The following is a 14,705-nucleotide window of genomic DNA, read 5'->3' on the forward strand; positions in this document are numbered from 1 at the left end:
CTCCATGAAGCCTGCCAAGCCGGCCGCCGCCGGCTCCCCCTTTCAGGTCCTGCGGGACCTGAAAGGCCATCTGGAGCCCGCCAAACAGGCCAAAGCCGCCCCCCCTGCCGCACCAGGGCCATCTGCCACGCCCGCGCCGCCGCCTGTATCCACGGCCGGGGACGAGGATGCCGCCCTGCTGGCCCAGGCCTTCGCCGGCGCCAAGCCCCTGGCCCGTGACAACCACGCCCGTCTGGACAAGCCCAAGCCAGCCCCCAAGCCCCGTCCCCGGCTGCAGGATGAGACGGATAGCGCCCCGGCGCCCCGGCCCCAGCGGATCGACCCCAACGACCCCCTGGCCCTGTTCCGCGCCAGCGTCGGCGAGGTCACCCCGGTCAAGGACACCGGCCGGGCCGAGGTGGGGCCGCGCCTGTCGCGGCAGAAGCGCCAAGCCCAGGCCGCCGCGCCGGTCGCCGAGGCGACGCCGGAGTTGTACATCCCGGACCTGCCGGACGACGACCCGGCCGCCCTCTTCCGCCGCGCCGCCGGCCCGGTGACACCCCTGGCGGACAAGAACCAGGCGGCCCTCAACAAGCCCCTGCCGGCGGCCCGCCCCCGGCCCCGGGAGCAAGCCGAGCCGCCGGCAGCCACGCCGACGCCCGTCCACCCGCCCCTGTCCGACCGGGCCGACACCGCCGCCGAAGGCGAGCACCTGCGTCCCGGCGCCCCCGGCCGCCTGCTGGCGGACCTGCGCCGGGGCCGCATCCCGGTGGAAACGGAAATCGACCTGCACGGCTACACCCGGGACGAAGCCCGGGACTTCCTCAGCGCCGCCCTGGCCCGCTGCGGCCGCCGCGGCCAACGCTGCCTGCGGGTGATCCACGGCAAGGGCCTGAGCTCCCCCGGCGGCGAATCCCTCTTGAAGAACCTGACCCGCAACTGGCTGGCACAGCATCCGGAAGTGCTGGCCTTCTGCGAAGCCAAGCCGGCGGACGGCGGCAGCGGCGCCCTGCTGGTGCTGCTGCGCAATCCCCGCCGGGAGGGCGCCACGGCGGACGATTCCCGGGGCTGAAAGCAGCCTGCCCCGGGAGGCAACAGGGACGGGCATGGGCGCCTGCCCATGCCGGAGAATGGCTTCCCGCCTGCCTCTGCGGCCATGCCTCGGCAACACGCCTTCCCCATCCCCAAAAAGCAAAGGGCCGCCCCGTGGGACGGCCCTTTTGCCGCACCGGTCCCTGGGGGCCGGCGCCGGCGTGTCTTGCCTCAGATGGCGGCTTCGTCGGTCTCGCCGGTGCGGATGCGCACCACCTGCTCCACGGGCATAACGAAAATCTTGCCGTCGCCGATCTTGCCGGTGTGGGCGGCCTTGACGATGGCGTCGATGGCGGGCTCCACCTTGTCGTCGGAGATGATCAGTTCCACCTTGATCTTGGGCAGGAAGTCGACCACGTACTCGGCGCCGCGGTACAGCTCGGTGTGGCCCTTCTGGCGGCCGAAACCCTTGACCTCGGTGACGGTGAGGCCGGTGACGCCGATTTCGGACAGGGCTTCGCGCACTTCGTCGAGCTTGAAGGGCTTGATGATGGCTTCGATCTTTTTCATGAACTCTCCTTATTTAAATTCTTGGGCGGGGCAGCGGGGCATTCCCAACCGAATGCCGTCATCTTCGCGTCGGCTCACCATTCGTCAGCATAACGGTTTGTGATCGGATAGCGCCAGTCCTTGCCGAAGCCCCGCTGGGTGACGCGGATGCCCACCGGTGCCTGGCGCCGCTTGTATTCGCTGATCTTGAGCAGGCGCACCACCCGCCGCACGTCGGCCTCGGCGTAGCCCTGGGCGACGATCTCCCGGGGCGACAGGTCCTGCTCCATATAGGCTTCCATGATGGCATCCAGCACCTCGTAGGGCGGCAGGCTGTCCTGGTCCTTCTGGTCCGGCTTGAGCTCGGCGGAAGGGGGGCGGACGATGATGTTGTCCGGGATGATCTCCCGTTCCCGGTTGATCCAGCGGCACAGGCGATAGACGAAGGTCTTGGCCAGGTCCTTGATGACGGCGAAGCCGCCGGCCATGTCGCCGTAGAGGGTGCAGTAGCCCACTGCCATCTCGGACTTGTTGCCGGTGGTCAGCACCAGGCTGCCGCTCTTGTTGGAGATGGCCATCAGGATGTTGCCGCGGATGCGGGCCTGGAGGTTTTCCTCCGTGGTGTCGGCTGCGGTGCCGGCGAATTCCTGGGCCAGCATCTCGCCATAGACGCCCATGGCCGGGGCAATGGCGATCTCGTCGTAGCGCACGCCCAGGGTTTCCACCAGCTGGCGGGAATCGTCCAGGCTCATCTGGGCGGTGTAGGGAGAAGGCATCATGATGGCCCGCACCTTGTCGGCCCCCAGGGCCTCGGCGGCCACCACCAGGGTCAGGGCCGAGTCGATGCCGCCGGAAAGGCCGATGACGGCGCCCTTGAAGCCGTTCTTGCCGATGTAGTCGCGCACCCCCAGCACCAGGGCGCGATACACCTGTTCCTCCAGGGCCGGCTCCGGCAGGAGCACGCCGCTGACGCGGCCGTCGGGAGTCAGCTGCAGCAGCTCCAGGGCTTCCTCGAAACGGGGCAGGCTGGCGCCGACGCTGCCGTCGGCGCACAGGGCCAGGGAGGCGCCGTCGAACACCAGCTCGTCCTGGCCGCCCACCAGATTGTTGTAGATGAGGGGAATCCGGGTCGCCGCCACCCGCTCCCGCAGCACGGCGAGGCGGTCCCCTTCCTTGTTCATGTGATAGGGCGAGGCATTGAGCACCAGCAGGGCCTGGGCCCCGGCCTGGGCCGCCTGCTCCGCCGCCCCGGCCTCCCACACGTCGGCACAGATGTTGAGACCCAGGGTCCAGCCCTTGACCTCGATCAGGCAGGGCTCGCTGCCGGCTTCGAAGTAGCGCTCCTCGTCGAAGACCTCGTAGTTGGGCAGGCGGTGCTTGCGGTAGGTGGCCTGGATGCGGCCGTCCTTCAGGTAGGAGGCGGCGTTGTAGCGCTGGCCGGCCACTTCCAGGGGATGGCCGACGACGATGCCGATCTCCGGCACTTCAGCCGCCAGCAGTTCCAGCTCCCGGGCGCAGGCCCGGTAAAAATCGGGACGCAGCAGCAGGTCTTCCGGCGGATAGCCGCACAGGCCCAGTTCCGGGCTCAGCATCAGGTCGGCCCCGCGGGCCTGGGCCTGGCGGGCCAGGTCGGCCAGGCGGGAACGGTTGCCGGCCAGGTCGCCGAGGACGGCATTGAACTGGGCGACGGCGACGGCAAGGGCGGAAGTGGGAGCAGCCATGGGCGGACGATCCGGGGAGAAAGGCGTCGGGCGAGGAAGGACGGGAGGCGGACTACGGTAAAACCGGGTACGGCGGGAAAGCGGCCGGAGGACAAGCTCCCCCGGCGCCTCGGACAGCTTAGAAGTGGGGTTTTTCGCCGGAAGCGTCGTAACGGGCCACGCCGTCCACGATTTCCTTCTTGGCGGCTTCCAGGTCGCCCCAGCCGGTGACCTTGACCCACTTGTTGGGTTCCAGATCCTTATAGTGCTCGAAGAAGTGCTCGATCATCTTCGGCAGCAAGTCGGGCAGGTCGGAGACGGCCTTGACGTTGTCGTAGATGGAGGTCAGCTTGGACACGGGCACTGCCAGGACCTTGGCGTCCAGACCGGCTTCGTCTTCCATGTGCAGGATGCCGATGGGGCGGCAGCGCACCACCACGCCGGGGTGCAGGGGATAGGGCGTCACCACCAGCACGTCCACGGGGTCGCCGTCGTCGGACAGGGTGTGGGGCACAAAGCCGTAGTTGCAGGGGTAGTGCATGGGGGTGGACATGAAACGGTCCACCAGCACGGCGCCGGAATCCTTGTCCAGTTCGTACTTGATGCCGGGCGCCCGGGCGGGAATCTCGATGACCACGTTGAAGTCGTTGGGGACGTCCTTGCCGATGGACAGTGCGTCGATGTTCATGAATCAGTCTCCTTATAAAAGTCCCTAATTATACGTCAGGCGCTCCCTCGACGCGGCACCAAATGCCGGGAAATCCCGGAAAAACAAGGCTCCGCCCCCCTATTGCGCAGCAACAAAAGCAGTTGACACAAATTCTCACAATCTGCAGAATGAGAATTGTTGTCATTTAATAACCATTCCCAGGAAACCGCTCGCCATGCTGGTACCAGCCATGCCGTATTCCTGCCCGACCGACTCCGGCTGGCTTTCCCGGAGTCCCTGGGTCGGCGCCGCCGTGCTGCTGCACGGAGCCGCCCTGGCCTGGGCGTTGGGCACGGCACAGCCAAGCCCCATTGAAGCCCCCCAGGTGATGAGCATCGCGCTCGTCACCCCGGCTCCGGAGCCCGCCGCCAAACCCACGCCGACTCCTCCGCCGCCCAAGCCCCAGCCGGTGATCAAGCAACAGGCGCCGGCCCCCAAGGCGGTGAAGAGCGAACCGGCCCCGGCACCGACGCCCGCCTCCATCACCTCCTCCGCGCCGCCGCCCCCGGCGCCCGCCGCCGCGCCCCCCGGACCGGCCGCCCCGGCGCCTGTGGTGGAAGCCAAGTTCGACGCCGACTACCTGCAGAACCCCAAGCCCACCTATCCGCCGGCCTCCAAGCGCCTGGGAGAACAGGGCAAGGTCTGGCTGCGGGCCCACGTGCTGCCCAACGGCACCACGGACAACGTCGAACTCAAGCAGACCTCCGGCAGCCCCCGCCTGGACGCCGCCGCCCTCGAGGCGGTGAAGCGCTGGCGCTTCGTGCCCGCCCGCCAGGGCAGCGAAGCCGTGGCCTCCTGGGTCGTCATTCCCGTTTCTTTCAGTTTGGAAAGCTAAGCCATCATGCAAGCCAATTTCGATTTCTCCCATTTCTGGGCCCAGGGCGACGCCGTCTCCCATTTCATCGCCATCGTCCTGCTGGTCCTCTCCGTCGCCAGCTGGGCCGTGATCCTGGGCAAGGGCTGGAAACTGTGGCGCCTGCGCCACGCCGCCCCGGTGGCCATCGACAGCTTCTGGCACGCCTCCACCCTGCAGGAAGGCCTGGACCGCCTGGAACCTGCCGCCCCCTTCGCCGACCTGGCCCGCCGCGGCAGCCAGGCCGTCAGCCACTTTGAAAGCCATTCCGGCAGCGCCCCCCACCTGGATTCCCACCTCTCCGCCAGCGAACTGGTGACCCGGGCCCTGCGCCAGGGCATCGCCCGCACCACCAGCCACCTGGAAGGCGGCCAGACCCTGCTCGCCTCCATCGGCTCCACCGCTCCCTTCATCGGCCTGTTCGGCACCGTCTGGGGCATCTACCACGCCCTGGCCACCATCGGCATGACCGGCCAGTCCAGCCTGGACAAGGTGGCCGGCCCCGTCGGCGAGGCCCTGATCATGACTGCTGCCGGCCTCTTCGTCGCCATTCCCGCGGTGCTGGCCTACAACACCTTCAACCGCAACCTGCGCGTCATCGGCGGCGACCTGGACGCCTTCGCCCACGACCTGCACACCTTCCTCACCACCGGCCACCACATGGCCGAATCCCCCGTGGTCCCCCACGGCCGCGGCAACGCCGGCGCCCGCAAGCTGGCCGAGGTGGCTTAAATGGCTTTCGGCGGATTCGAATCGGGCCCCTCCCAGCCCATGGCCGACATCAACACCACGCCCCTGGTGGACGTGATGCTGGTGCTGCTGATCATCTTCATCGTCTGCGCCCCCCTGATGACCCAGGCCATCAAGGTGGACCTGCCCCAGGCCAGCGCCGCCCCGGCGGACCCCAAGCCGGACACCGTGCAGGTGGCTCTGGATGCGGCGGGCAAACTGTACTGGAACAAGACGGAAATCAACGCTGAGGAGATGGTGACCCGCTTCTCCGGCGCCGCCGCCCAGAACCCCCAGCCGGAAGTCCATCTCTCCGCCGACAAGGAAACGCGCTACCAGCGCGTGGCCGAAGTGATGGCGGCGGCGAAGGAGGCCGGCATCGTCAAACTCGGTTTCGTCACCCAACCTGGAGGCACCCATGAACCACGCCGATGAGCTCAAGCCCACCCTGGCCGTCGTCACGGTGGACAACCCGCCCGCCGGGCAAGCCCCGGTGGTGGCCAGCCGGCAGCTGTTCCGCGGCAACAACACGGTCCGCATCGAACACGGCGGCCAGTGCTACCTGCTCCGCCTGACCCGTGAGAACAAGCTGATTCTGACCAAGTAAAGAGCAACGCTTCACCCTCGACGCATCACCCTCTTGCCGCCAGCCAGCCCCCGGGCGAGCCAGCCTTCTTTTTTTGAGGTCCCGGTACCGGCCCCGCGCTGGCGCCTCCCTTTTCCTCGAAGCGAAGAGCCCCCGGCGGCAGCGGCGGATGCCCGACCCGTTTTTCCGTACCACCCACGACAACACGTAGCCAGCCACCGGTAGGCTTTCATGCCGGGCAGCAAGCCACGCATCAAGATCAGGAGAGATCATGCGCCTTGCTTCCCGCCCCGCCGGGGGACGTCCCGCGTCCACCCATTCAGTACCCCTGCGCCCCCTGGCGGCCCTCGTCGCCGCCATCGCCCCCGCCGTCCTCGCCCTTGGCGCCAGCCAGGCCCAGGCACAAGCCCAGACGTCCGAACTGAAGGAAGTGGTGGTCACCGCCACCCGCCAGGAGGCGGACCCGGACCTCATTCCCGCCACCATCACCAGCATCGACCGCAAGACCCTGGACCGGCGCATGCCCCACGACGAGGCGGCGCTGATGGAAAACGAGGCCGACGTGGTCATCTCCCGGGACCTGCGCCGCTACGGCAGCGCCGCGGTGAACATCCGCGGCATCGAAGGCATCCGGGTGCTGCAGCAGGTGGACGGCGTGCGCCTGCCCGACTACTACTACGGCGGCGGCCCCTCCAACATCACCGCCTCCATGCCGGACGGCCCGGAGATGGACTTCCTCAAGCGGGCCGAGATCCTGCGCGGCCCCGCCTCCAGCCTCTACGGCTCCGACGCCCTCGGCGGCGTCGTCGGCTACCTCACCCTGGACCCCCAGGACCTGCTGCAGGGCCGCAGCAGCGCCATGCGCTACAAGGGCACCTGGCGCCAGGCCGACCACAGCTTCCAGAACACCATCTACGCCGCCGGCGGCAACGACCTGGTGGAAGGCCTGCTGGCCTACAGCCAGCGCAACGGCAAGGAGCTGGACAACAAGGGCAATGTGGGCGGCACCGGCTACAACCGGGAGCAGCCCAATCCCCAGGACACCAAGTCCGATTCCGTCCTGGCCAAGATCATCCTCAAGCCCGCCGCCGGCCACCGCATCGGCCTCACCTACGAGAACCGGGAGCAGGACAACCACGTGGATTCCCTGCGCCTTTCCATCGGCGTACCCAAGGTGACCCAGACCTACGGCGACGAGAACACCAAGCGGGAACGCTACGGCATCGACTGGGAATGGAAACCCACGGACCGCTGGTTCGACCGCCTGGCCCTCAAGTTCTACCACCAGGAGGCGGATTCCAAGACCTACACCATGCAGCGACGCAGTAACACCAGCGCCAGCTGCTCCGCTTCCTCCGGCGCCGGCAACAACTGCCTGGTGGACATGAACTTCATGTTCAACCAGAAGACCGACGGCCTCAACCTGCAGCTGGACAGCTACTTCCAGACCGGCGCGATCAGCCACTCCCTGGCCTACGGCGCCGACTGGCGCCAGACCCGCACCGAGGAACTGCGGGACTACACGGTGCACAACCTGACCACCGGCACCACCGGCAAGACCCTGGCCGGCGACACCTATCCCCTGAAGGACTTCGCCCCCGGCGAATCCACCAACCTGGGCCTCTTCGTCCAGGACGAGCTGTCCTTCATGGACGGCAAGTTCCTGCTCACCCCCGGGGTGCGCTACGACGAGGTCAAGCTGCGGCCCGACGGCATGAGCAAGGTGGCCGGCAGCGGCGGCAGCGCCGTCACCCTCAGTTCCGCCAGCCAGAACCACTCCGCCGTCTCCCCCAAGATCGGCGCCCTGTGGCAGGCAAGCCCGGCAGTGGCCCTCTACGGCCAGCTGGTGCGCGGCTTCCGGGCTCCCAACTACGAGGAGGTGAACGGCCTCTTCTACAACGCGGCCCAGAACTACGTCACCCTGCCCAACGGCAACCTCAAGGCGGAAAAGAGCACCGGCCTGGAACTGGGCACCCGCCTCAAGGCCCTGGGCGGCGACATCAAGGTGGCGGTGTACGACAACCGCTACGACGACTTCATCGAACAGGTGCGGGTGTGTAACGACACCGCAGCCCCCTTCACCTGCCCCGGCGGCACCCGCAGCGCCTACCAGAAGCTGAACCTGTCCAAGGTCCGCATCCAGGGCGCAGAAGTGCGGGGCAGCTGGCTCTTCGCCGGCGGCTACGCCTTCCAGGGCAGCATCGCCACGGCCCGGGGCGACGACGAGCAGAACAACCGCCCGCTCAACAGCATCGAGCCCCTGCGCGCCGTCCTCTCCTTCCTCTGGGACAAGGGCCAGTGGGGCGGCGAGACCCGCCTGCGCCTGGCAGCCGCCAAGGAGCGCATCAACGACGCCGACACCGACTACTACAAGCCGGCCGGCTACGGCGTCATGGATGTGTCCACCTGGTGGCAGGTGGACAAGCGCTTCCGCCTCACCGCCGCGGTGAACAACGTCTTCGACAAGCAATACACCCTGTGGAGCGACGTACGCCATGCGGGGCTGCTGAGCACCGATCCGGGCCCCAGCTTCTTCACCCAGCCCGGCCGCAACGTCAGCCTCTCCCTGCAGGCGGATTTCTAAGATGACGCCCCTGCTCCGCGCCCTGCTGCTGCTCCTGCCGGCCCTGCTCCACGCTGCCGCAGTAGCGGCGGCCCCGGCTGCCGGGAACAGCGCCCAGGGCGTGGCGCAGGCCCCTGCCGTCCTCTTCGTCAGCACTGCTCCCATCCAGCCGGGCAAGTTCCGCCTGCTGGCCGACCTGGCCGCCAGGCAGGGCCTGCGGCTGGAATCCCGCTTCGCCGAGAAGCTGCCCACGGACGCGGATGGCCGCCTGTTCCAGGGCTACCGCGCCGTCTTTTTCGATGCCCCGCGGGACCACCTGCGGGACTTCGTCCAGGTCCGCCTGGCCACCGCCCTGCCCGGCCTCAAGGCGCCCCACCTCTGGCTGCACGAAGGCAAGCCCGCCTGGGCCGGCCTGCCCGAGCCCCTGGCCCGCCGCCTGCACGCCTACTACGTGAACGGCAGCCGGCCCAATTTCGAGAATTTCTTCCGCACCCTGGCCGCCCACCTGGCGGGCCGTTCCCTCCAGGGCATCCCGGAACCCATCGTCTTCCCCAAGAGTGCCATCTACCACCCCAAGGCCCCCGGCCTGGTGTTCGCCGACGCCGCCGCCTATCTGGCCTGGAAGGGCGTGCAGACGGGCGTAGACATGGCCCCCGGCAAGCGCCCGCCGGTGGTGGCCATCGCCCTGCACCAGCAGTACATCGCCGCCGAGCAGACCGCCTTCATCGACGACCTCATCGAACGCATCGAGGCCGCCGGCGCCGTGGCCCTGCCCTTCTACAGCCCGGTCATGGACCCCATGGCGGTGCGCCGCCTGGTGCGGGTGGGGGAGCGCAACGTGGCCGACGCCCTCATCAACACCCAGATCATGCTCAACCCGGAAGGGCGGCGCAGCGAGTTTGCCGACCTGGGCATCCCGGTGGTCCAGGCCATGCCCTACCGCAAGGGCGACGCCGCCGACTGGGCCGCCGATCCCCAAGGCATCGCCCTCATGGACGTGCCCTTCTACCTGGCCCAGGCCGAATACGCCGGCGTCACCGACATCCAGATCGCCGCCGCCACCCGCAAGCACGACGACCAGGTGGTGAGCATCCCCGCCCAGGCATCGGCAGTGGTGAACAAGGCCCTGAAGCTGGTAGCCCTGCAGCGCAAGGCCAACGCCGAGAAGAAGGTCGGCGTGCTGTTCTGGAACTACCCGCCGGGGGAAAAGAACCTCTCCGCCTCCTACCTCAACCTGCCCCGCAGCCTGGAAGCCACCCTGCAGGCCCTCAAGGCCGCCGGCTACCGCACCGAGGAAGTGGCGGAGAAGCCCCTCACCACCCTGCTGCAGCGCCTGCTGGCCCCCTATTACAGGGACGGCGAACTGCCGGGCCTGCTGCGGGACGACCTGGCCGAACGCCTGCCGGTGGCCGTCTACAAGCGCTGGCTGGCGACCCAGCCGGAAGCGGTGCGGCGCAGCCTGCAGGAACGCTGGGGCGAGCCGGAAAAATCCGCCATGGTGCTGCGCCAGGACGGCCAGGCCTGGTTCATCGTGCCCCGCCTCAAGCTGGGCAATGTGGTGTTCATGCCCCAGCCGCCCCGGGGCGAAAAATGGGAAGAGAAGGAAAAGGCCCTCTACCACTCCACCAAGGCCCTGCCCTCCCACTTCTACCTGGCCGCCTACCTGTGGCTGCGGGAACGCCAGGGCGAGGGTGAAAAAAGCGGCGCCAAGAGCGGCGCCAACGGCAGCGGTTTCGGCGCCGACGCCCTCATCCACTACGGCACCCACGGCACCCAGGAATGGCTGCCGGGCAAGGAACGGGGCCTGGCGGTGAGCGACGCCCCCATGCTGGCGGTGGGCGACACCCCCGTGCTCTACCCCTACATCGTGGACAACATCGGCGAATCCCTCCAGGCCAAGCGCCGGGGCCGGGCCACCATCGTCAGCCACCAGACCCCGCCCTTCGTCCCCGCCGGTCTGCACGAGGCCCTCACCCGCCTGCACGACACCCTGCACGCCTGGCTGGCCCAGGACGAGGGGGCGGTGAAGGAAAAGCTCAAGGCCGACCTGCTGGCCCAGGCGAAAAAGGAGCGCATCGACAAGGACCTGGGCTGGGCTGGGTCAGACGGTGAAGCGCGCCTGCAGCAGGAATTCCCCGCCTTCGTCGAACAGCTGCACGACCACCTGCACGAACTGGCCCGCACCGCCCAGCCCCTGGGCCTGCACACCTTCGGCCGGGCGCCGGCGGAAGTGCATCGCCTGGGCACGGTGCTGCTGATGCTGGGCAAGCCCTTCTGGGAGGCCCACGCCGCCCCCGGCGAGGAGGCGGACGAGACCCTGGTAGGCGACTACCGCAAGCTCACCGAAGCCGCCCCCTACCGCCTGCTCAAGCGCTACCTGGTGGAGCAGCCCCAGGCGGCGCCCCCCGCCGCCCTGGCCGAAACCGTGGCCCGGGCCCGCCGCTGGTATGCCGACCTGGGCGCCGGCAACGAGCAGGCGGCCCTGCTGCAGGGCCTGGCCGGGCGCTACATCCCCACCTCCTACGGCGGCGACCCGATGAAAAATCCGGAGGCCCTGCCCACCGGGCGCAACCTCTACGGCTTCGACCCGTCCCGCATCCCCACGCCCCAGGCCTGGGCCGCCGGCAAGGAAGCCCTGGAGGCCCTGCTGGCCGAGCACCGCAAGCAGACCGGCAAGCAGCCCGCCAAGCTCACCTTCTCCCTCTGGTCCGTGGAAACCATGCGCCACCAGGGCATCCTGGAAGCCCAGGCCCTGTGGGCCCTGGGGGTGGAGCCGGTGTGGGATTCCGGCGGCCGGGTCAGCGGTGTCAAGCTGGTCTCCCGGGAAGCCCTGGGCCGGCCCCGGGTGGACGTGGTGCTCTCCGCCACCGGCCTCTACCGGGACCATTTCCCCAACGCCATGAAGCAACTGGTGGAAGCGGTGCGCCTGGCCGCCGAGGCCGAGGAGGCGGACAACCCGGTGGCGGCCAACGCCCGCCGCATCGCCGCCGACCTCATCAAACGCGGCGTGCCGGCGGAAGCCGCCAAGCGGGCCGGCCAGACCCGCCTCTTCTCCTCCGAGTCGGGCAAGTACGGCACCGGCCTGGACGACGCCGTGCTGGCCACGGACACCTGGAAAGGCAAGGCCGAAGGCGACCGCAAGCTGGCCCAGCTCTATCTGTCCCGCATGCAGTTCGGCTACGGCCCGGACGAGGCGGAATGGGGCCAGGCCGGCGCCAGGGACGGCAAGGGCAAGGCCCTGGCCGGCCTCAACCTCTACGCCGAGCAGTTGAAAGGCACCGAGGGCGCCGTGCTTTCCCGCTCCTCCAACCTCTACGGCATGCTCACCACGGACGATCCCTTCCAGTACCTGGGGGGCATCGCCCTGGCGGTGCGCCACCTGGACGGCAAGGCGCCCCAGCTCTACATCTCCAACCTGCGCCAAACCGGCAACGGCGGCGGCAAGGTGGAGGGCGCCGCCCAGTTCCTGGCCAAGGAGCTGGCCACCCGCAATTTCCACCCGGGCTACATCCAGGGCCTGATGCAGGAAGGCTACGCCGGCACCCTGCAGGTGCTGGACAGCGTGAACAACTTCTGGGGCTGGAACGCCACCGCCCGGGAAGTGGTGCGGGACGACCAGTGGCAGGAATTCGTGGACGTCTACGTGCGCGACAAGCACCGCCTGGGAGTGAAGGACTGGTTCGAGAAGGAAAACCCCCACGCCCTGGCCCAGACCATCGAACGCATGCTGGAAGCGGCCCGCCAGGGCTACTGGCAGGCCGATGCCGCCACCGTGGACGAACTGAAGCAGCGCTACCGGGAACTGGCCGCCAAGCACGACGTGCGCACGGACAACGCCGCCTTCGCCAAGTTTGCCGGCTACGGCCTGCAGACCCCGGCCGCGGCGCCCGCACCGACCCGGCCGCAAAGCGCATCGCAGCTGGCCGAGCCGCCGCCTCCGCCGGAGACGCCCGCCCCGCCCGTGATCCAGGGCATGCAGCTGGAGAAGGTAGAAAACAAGCCCCTGCCCGCCACCCCGCCCCTGCTGGCCGCATCCCTGCTGCTTCTGCTGGCCGCCCTCGGCGGCGGCGCCTGGCAGGCCCGCCGCGAGCAGGGCCGCCGCCCCCTTTCCACTTCCACCCCTTCCAGGAGCCTCTGACATGTCCATGGATATTCCGGAAATGCCCGTCGACCTGCGGCTCGCCGCCGTGGTGCACCTGCTCTCCTCCTCCGCCCTGCGCGGCGCCACCCCCAACAAGACCGAGGCCCTGCGGGCCCATCTGCGGGGCCTGGCGGCCCAGGCCGACCTCAACCCCTACCTCAAGAGCGCCCTGCAGGAAGTGCTGCAGGGCTGGGAGGCGGTGGATTGCCATCCGGCCTCCACCCCCGTCGATTTCTACCCCCTGGTCGCCCCCGGCGCCGTCACCCACTAACCCCAAAGCAACAGGAGTTCTCCCATGTCCCGTCACACCGGCCCCCGTCTCAAGATCATGCGCGCCCTGGGCACCGAGCTGCCCGGCCTCTCCCGCAAGACCCGCGGCGAGCGCGAGCAGCCGCCGGGCCAGCACGGCGCCCGCAAGGTCGCCGGGCGCAAGTCCGAATTCGGCCTGCAGCTCATGGAAAAGCAGAAGCTGCGCTTCAACTACGGCGTCTCCGAAACCCAGCTGCGGCGCATCGTCAAGGACGCCCGCCGGGACCAGGGCGCCACCGGCCACAAGATCGTCGAACTGCTGGAGCGGCGCCTGGACAACCTGGTCTTCCGCGCCGGCCTGGCCCCCACCATTCCCGCCGCCCGCCAGCTGGTGAGCCACGGCCACATCGCCCTCAACGGCCGCCGCGCCACCATTCCCTCGATCCGGGTCAAGGCCGGCGACGCCTTCGGGCCGGTGGAAAAGAGCCGCAACCTGCTGGCCATAAAGGCATCCCTGGCGGAACCGGCCCTGGAACGGCCCGAGTGGATCGCCTTTGAGGAAGCCAGCCTGACGGCCCGCCTCAGCCACCTGCCGGACGGCGACGCCGCCCCCTTCCCCCTGGACCTGCAACGGGTAGTCGAGTACTACGCCACCCGCCTGTAACCCCATGCCAAGCGCCGCCCCGGCGACCGGGGCGGCCCAGGAGTTCTCCATGCAACAGCTCGTCGAAATGTCCATGTACCAGTTGGGGCAGATCTTTCTCTTCCCCACCCTGGCCCTGGTGTCCCTGCTTTTCCTCTACGCCTTCTGGCTGCTCGGCCATTTCGCCCTGCAGGCCTGGCAGCGCCGAAACGGCGGCGGCCGGCCCCTGCTGGCCCGCTTCCGCGAGGCGCCCAACCTCAACGGCGACGAGCTGGACGTGTACGCCCACACCCTGCTCGAGGCGCCGCGCATCGCCAGCCGGGTGACGCCCATGCTGGGCCTGGTGGCCACCATGATCCCCATGGGCCCGGCCCTCAAATCCCTCTCCGACGGCAACCTGGCCCAGGTCTCGGAAAACCTCATGGTGGCCTTCTCCGCCGTGATCCTGGCCCTCATCGCCGCCTCCATCACCTACTGGATCGTCAATGTGCGGCGCCGCTGGCTGGCGGAGGAACTGCTGGAAGTGGAAGCCCTGCGGCAGCGGGCGGGGGGCGTGGCATGAGCGCGAACGCACGGCCGACCGCAGGGAGCGCGCTCCCTCCCCCGGGGAGGATGTCGCTCCGCGACAGGAGGGCCCATCAATGAGCCTCAAGCTGCTGCACGAACCGGAGACCGAGGACCCCATCCTCTCGGTGGTGAACCTGATCGACATCTTCCTCGTCATCATCGCCGCCCTGCTCGTCACCGTGGCCCAGAACCCGGTGCTCAACCCCTTCTCCAAGCAGGACGTGACGGTCATCACCGACCCGGGCAAGCCCACCATGGAGATGGTGATCAAGAAGGGCGAGAAGATCGAACGCTACAAGGCCAGCGGCAACATCGGCCAGGGCGAGGGGGCCAAGGCCGGCGTCGCCTACCGCATGAAGGACGGTTCCATGGTGTACGTCCCCGAAGGGGAAGGCCAGTAGTCCG

At 68.8% G+C, this 14,705-nt stretch carries 14 protein-coding genes; 11 read left to right on the forward strand and 3 right to left on the reverse strand.

The window, feature by feature from the left end:
• The first annotated feature begins 4 nt into the window (after positions 1 to 4).
• Positions 5 to 1,051, forward strand: a complete 1,047-nt coding sequence (locus OEL49_RS06295) for a Smr/MutS family protein (RefSeq protein WP_287874230.1) — start codon at positions 5 to 7, stop codon at positions 1,049 to 1,051.
• A 191-nt stretch (positions 1,052 to 1,242) separates the two neighbouring features.
• On the opposite strand, the gene glnK is transcribed toward OEL49_RS06295, so the two are convergent.
• The 3 genes from glnK to ppa all read right to left on the reverse strand — a co-directional run bounded on the left by glnK (position 1,243) and on the right by ppa (position 3,948).
• On the reverse strand, positions 1,243 to 1,581 hold the full coding sequence (gene glnK, locus OEL49_RS06300) for a P-II family nitrogen regulator (RefSeq protein ID WP_014236773.1): 339 nt from the start codon (positions 1,579 to 1,581) through the stop codon (positions 1,243 to 1,245).
• Positions 1,582 to 1,655: 74 nt separating this feature from the next.
• Positions 1,656 to 3,281 carry an NAD+ synthase gene (locus tag OEL49_RS06305; RefSeq protein ID WP_014236772.1) on the reverse strand — a complete coding sequence of 542 codons (1,626 nt, stop codon included), beginning with the start codon at positions 3,279 to 3,281 and terminating at the stop codon, positions 1,656 to 1,658.
• Positions 3,282 to 3,399: 118 nt separating this feature from the next.
• Positions 3,400 to 3,948 (reverse strand): inorganic diphosphatase, encoded by a 549-nt coding sequence (gene ppa / locus OEL49_RS06310; protein WP_014236771.1) that lies wholly within the window; start codon positions 3,946 to 3,948, stop codon positions 3,400 to 3,402.
• A 196-nt stretch (positions 3,949 to 4,144) separates the two neighbouring features.
• Between ppa and OEL49_RS06315 the strand changes: the two genes are divergently transcribed.
• From OEL49_RS06315 to OEL49_RS06360, 10 genes are all read left to right on the forward strand, one after another.
• Positions 4,145 to 4,804, forward strand: coding sequence for an energy transducer TonB (locus OEL49_RS06315; protein ID WP_152090708.1), 660 nt, complete (start codon positions 4,145 to 4,147; stop codon positions 4,802 to 4,804).
• A gap of 6 nt (positions 4,805 to 4,810) precedes the next feature.
• On the forward strand, positions 4,811 to 5,554 hold the full coding sequence (locus OEL49_RS06320; RefSeq protein ID WP_014236769.1) for a MotA/TolQ/ExbB proton channel family protein: 744 nt from the start codon (positions 4,811 to 4,813) through the stop codon (positions 5,552 to 5,554).
• A complete protein-coding gene (locus OEL49_RS06325) occupies positions 5,555 to 5,986 on the forward strand; it encodes an ExbD/TolR family protein (protein WP_152090707.1) in 432 nt (143 codons plus the stop codon).
• The gene (hemP, locus tag OEL49_RS06330) at positions 5,970 to 6,158 is read left to right on the forward strand and encodes a hemin uptake protein HemP (RefSeq protein WP_014236767.1); all 189 of its coding nucleotides are present in this window, start codon (positions 5,970 to 5,972) and stop codon (positions 6,156 to 6,158) included. The genes OEL49_RS06325 and hemP overlap by 17 nt, the downstream gene beginning before the upstream one ends.
• A gap of 250 nt (positions 6,159 to 6,408) precedes the next feature.
• Entirely contained in the window at positions 6,409 to 8,721 is a 2,313-nt protein-coding gene (locus OEL49_RS06335) for a TonB-dependent hemoglobin/transferrin/lactoferrin family receptor (RefSeq protein ID WP_287874231.1), read from the forward strand.
• Between the two features lies 1 nt (position 8,722).
• Positions 8,723 to 12,838: a cobaltochelatase subunit CobN gene (gene cobN / locus OEL49_RS06340; protein ID WP_287874232.1), complete on the forward strand. Its 4,116-nt coding sequence runs from the start codon at positions 8,723 to 8,725 to the stop codon at positions 12,836 to 12,838.
• A gap of 1 nt (position 12,839) precedes the next feature.
• Positions 12,840 to 13,112, forward strand: a complete 273-nt coding sequence (locus OEL49_RS06345) for a hypothetical protein (protein WP_014236764.1) — start codon at positions 12,840 to 12,842, stop codon at positions 13,110 to 13,112.
• A 24-nt stretch (positions 13,113 to 13,136) separates the two neighbouring features.
• Positions 13,137 to 13,754, forward strand: coding sequence for a 30S ribosomal protein S4 (gene rpsD, locus OEL49_RS06350; protein ID WP_014236763.1), 618 nt, complete (start codon positions 13,137 to 13,139; stop codon positions 13,752 to 13,754).
• Positions 13,755 to 13,803: 49 nt separating this feature from the next.
• On the forward strand, positions 13,804 to 14,295 hold the full coding sequence (locus OEL49_RS06355; protein WP_287874233.1) for a MotA/TolQ/ExbB proton channel family protein: 492 nt from the start codon (positions 13,804 to 13,806) through the stop codon (positions 14,293 to 14,295).
• Between the two features lie 79 nt (positions 14,296 to 14,374).
• Positions 14,375 to 14,701, forward strand: a complete 327-nt coding sequence (locus OEL49_RS06360; protein WP_014236761.1) for a DUF2149 domain-containing protein — start codon at positions 14,375 to 14,377, stop codon at positions 14,699 to 14,701.
• The last annotated feature ends 4 nt before the right edge of the window (positions 14,702 to 14,705 follow it).

Source organism: Azospira sp., assembly GCF_030247495.1.
GTDB lineage: Bacteria > Pseudomonadota > Gammaproteobacteria > Burkholderiales > Rhodocyclaceae > Azospira > Azospira oryzae.

What these genes read in the sequence shown, in the direction of transcription:
- OEL49_RS06295 (WP_287874230.1), top strand. Translation starts at nt 5, where the DNA reads ATGAAGCCTGCCAAGCCGGCCGCCGCCGGCTCCCCCTTTCAGGTCCTG.
- glnK (WP_014236773.1), bottom strand. Translation starts at nt 1,581, where the DNA reads ATGAAAAAGATCGAAGCCATCATCAAGCCCTTCAAGCTCGACGAAGTG.
- OEL49_RS06305 (WP_014236772.1), bottom strand. Translation starts at nt 3,281, where the DNA reads ATGGCTGCTCCCACTTCCGCCCTTGCCGTCGCCGTCGCCCAGTTCAAT.
- ppa (WP_014236771.1), bottom strand. Translation starts at nt 3,948, where the DNA reads ATGAACATCGACGCACTGTCCATCGGCAAGGACGTCCCCAACGACTTC.
- OEL49_RS06315 (WP_152090708.1), top strand. Translation starts at nt 4,145, where the DNA reads ATGCTGGTACCAGCCATGCCGTATTCCTGCCCGACCGACTCCGGCTGG.
- OEL49_RS06320 (WP_014236769.1), top strand. Translation starts at nt 4,811, where the DNA reads ATGCAAGCCAATTTCGATTTCTCCCATTTCTGGGCCCAGGGCGACGCC.
- OEL49_RS06325 (WP_152090707.1), top strand. Translation starts at nt 5,555, where the DNA reads ATGGCTTTCGGCGGATTCGAATCGGGCCCCTCCCAGCCCATGGCCGAC.
- hemP (WP_014236767.1), top strand. Translation starts at nt 5,970, where the DNA reads ATGAACCACGCCGATGAGCTCAAGCCCACCCTGGCCGTCGTCACGGTG.
- OEL49_RS06335 (WP_287874231.1), top strand. Translation starts at nt 6,409, where the DNA reads ATGCGCCTTGCTTCCCGCCCCGCCGGGGGACGTCCCGCGTCCACCCAT.
- cobN (WP_287874232.1), top strand. Translation starts at nt 8,723, where the DNA reads ATGACGCCCCTGCTCCGCGCCCTGCTGCTGCTCCTGCCGGCCCTGCTC.
- OEL49_RS06345 (WP_014236764.1), top strand. Translation starts at nt 12,840, where the DNA reads ATGTCCATGGATATTCCGGAAATGCCCGTCGACCTGCGGCTCGCCGCC.
- rpsD (WP_014236763.1), top strand. Translation starts at nt 13,137, where the DNA reads ATGTCCCGTCACACCGGCCCCCGTCTCAAGATCATGCGCGCCCTGGGC.
- OEL49_RS06355 (WP_287874233.1), top strand. Translation starts at nt 13,804, where the DNA reads ATGCAACAGCTCGTCGAAATGTCCATGTACCAGTTGGGGCAGATCTTT.
- OEL49_RS06360 (WP_014236761.1), top strand. Translation starts at nt 14,375, where the DNA reads ATGAGCCTCAAGCTGCTGCACGAACCGGAGACCGAGGACCCCATCCTC.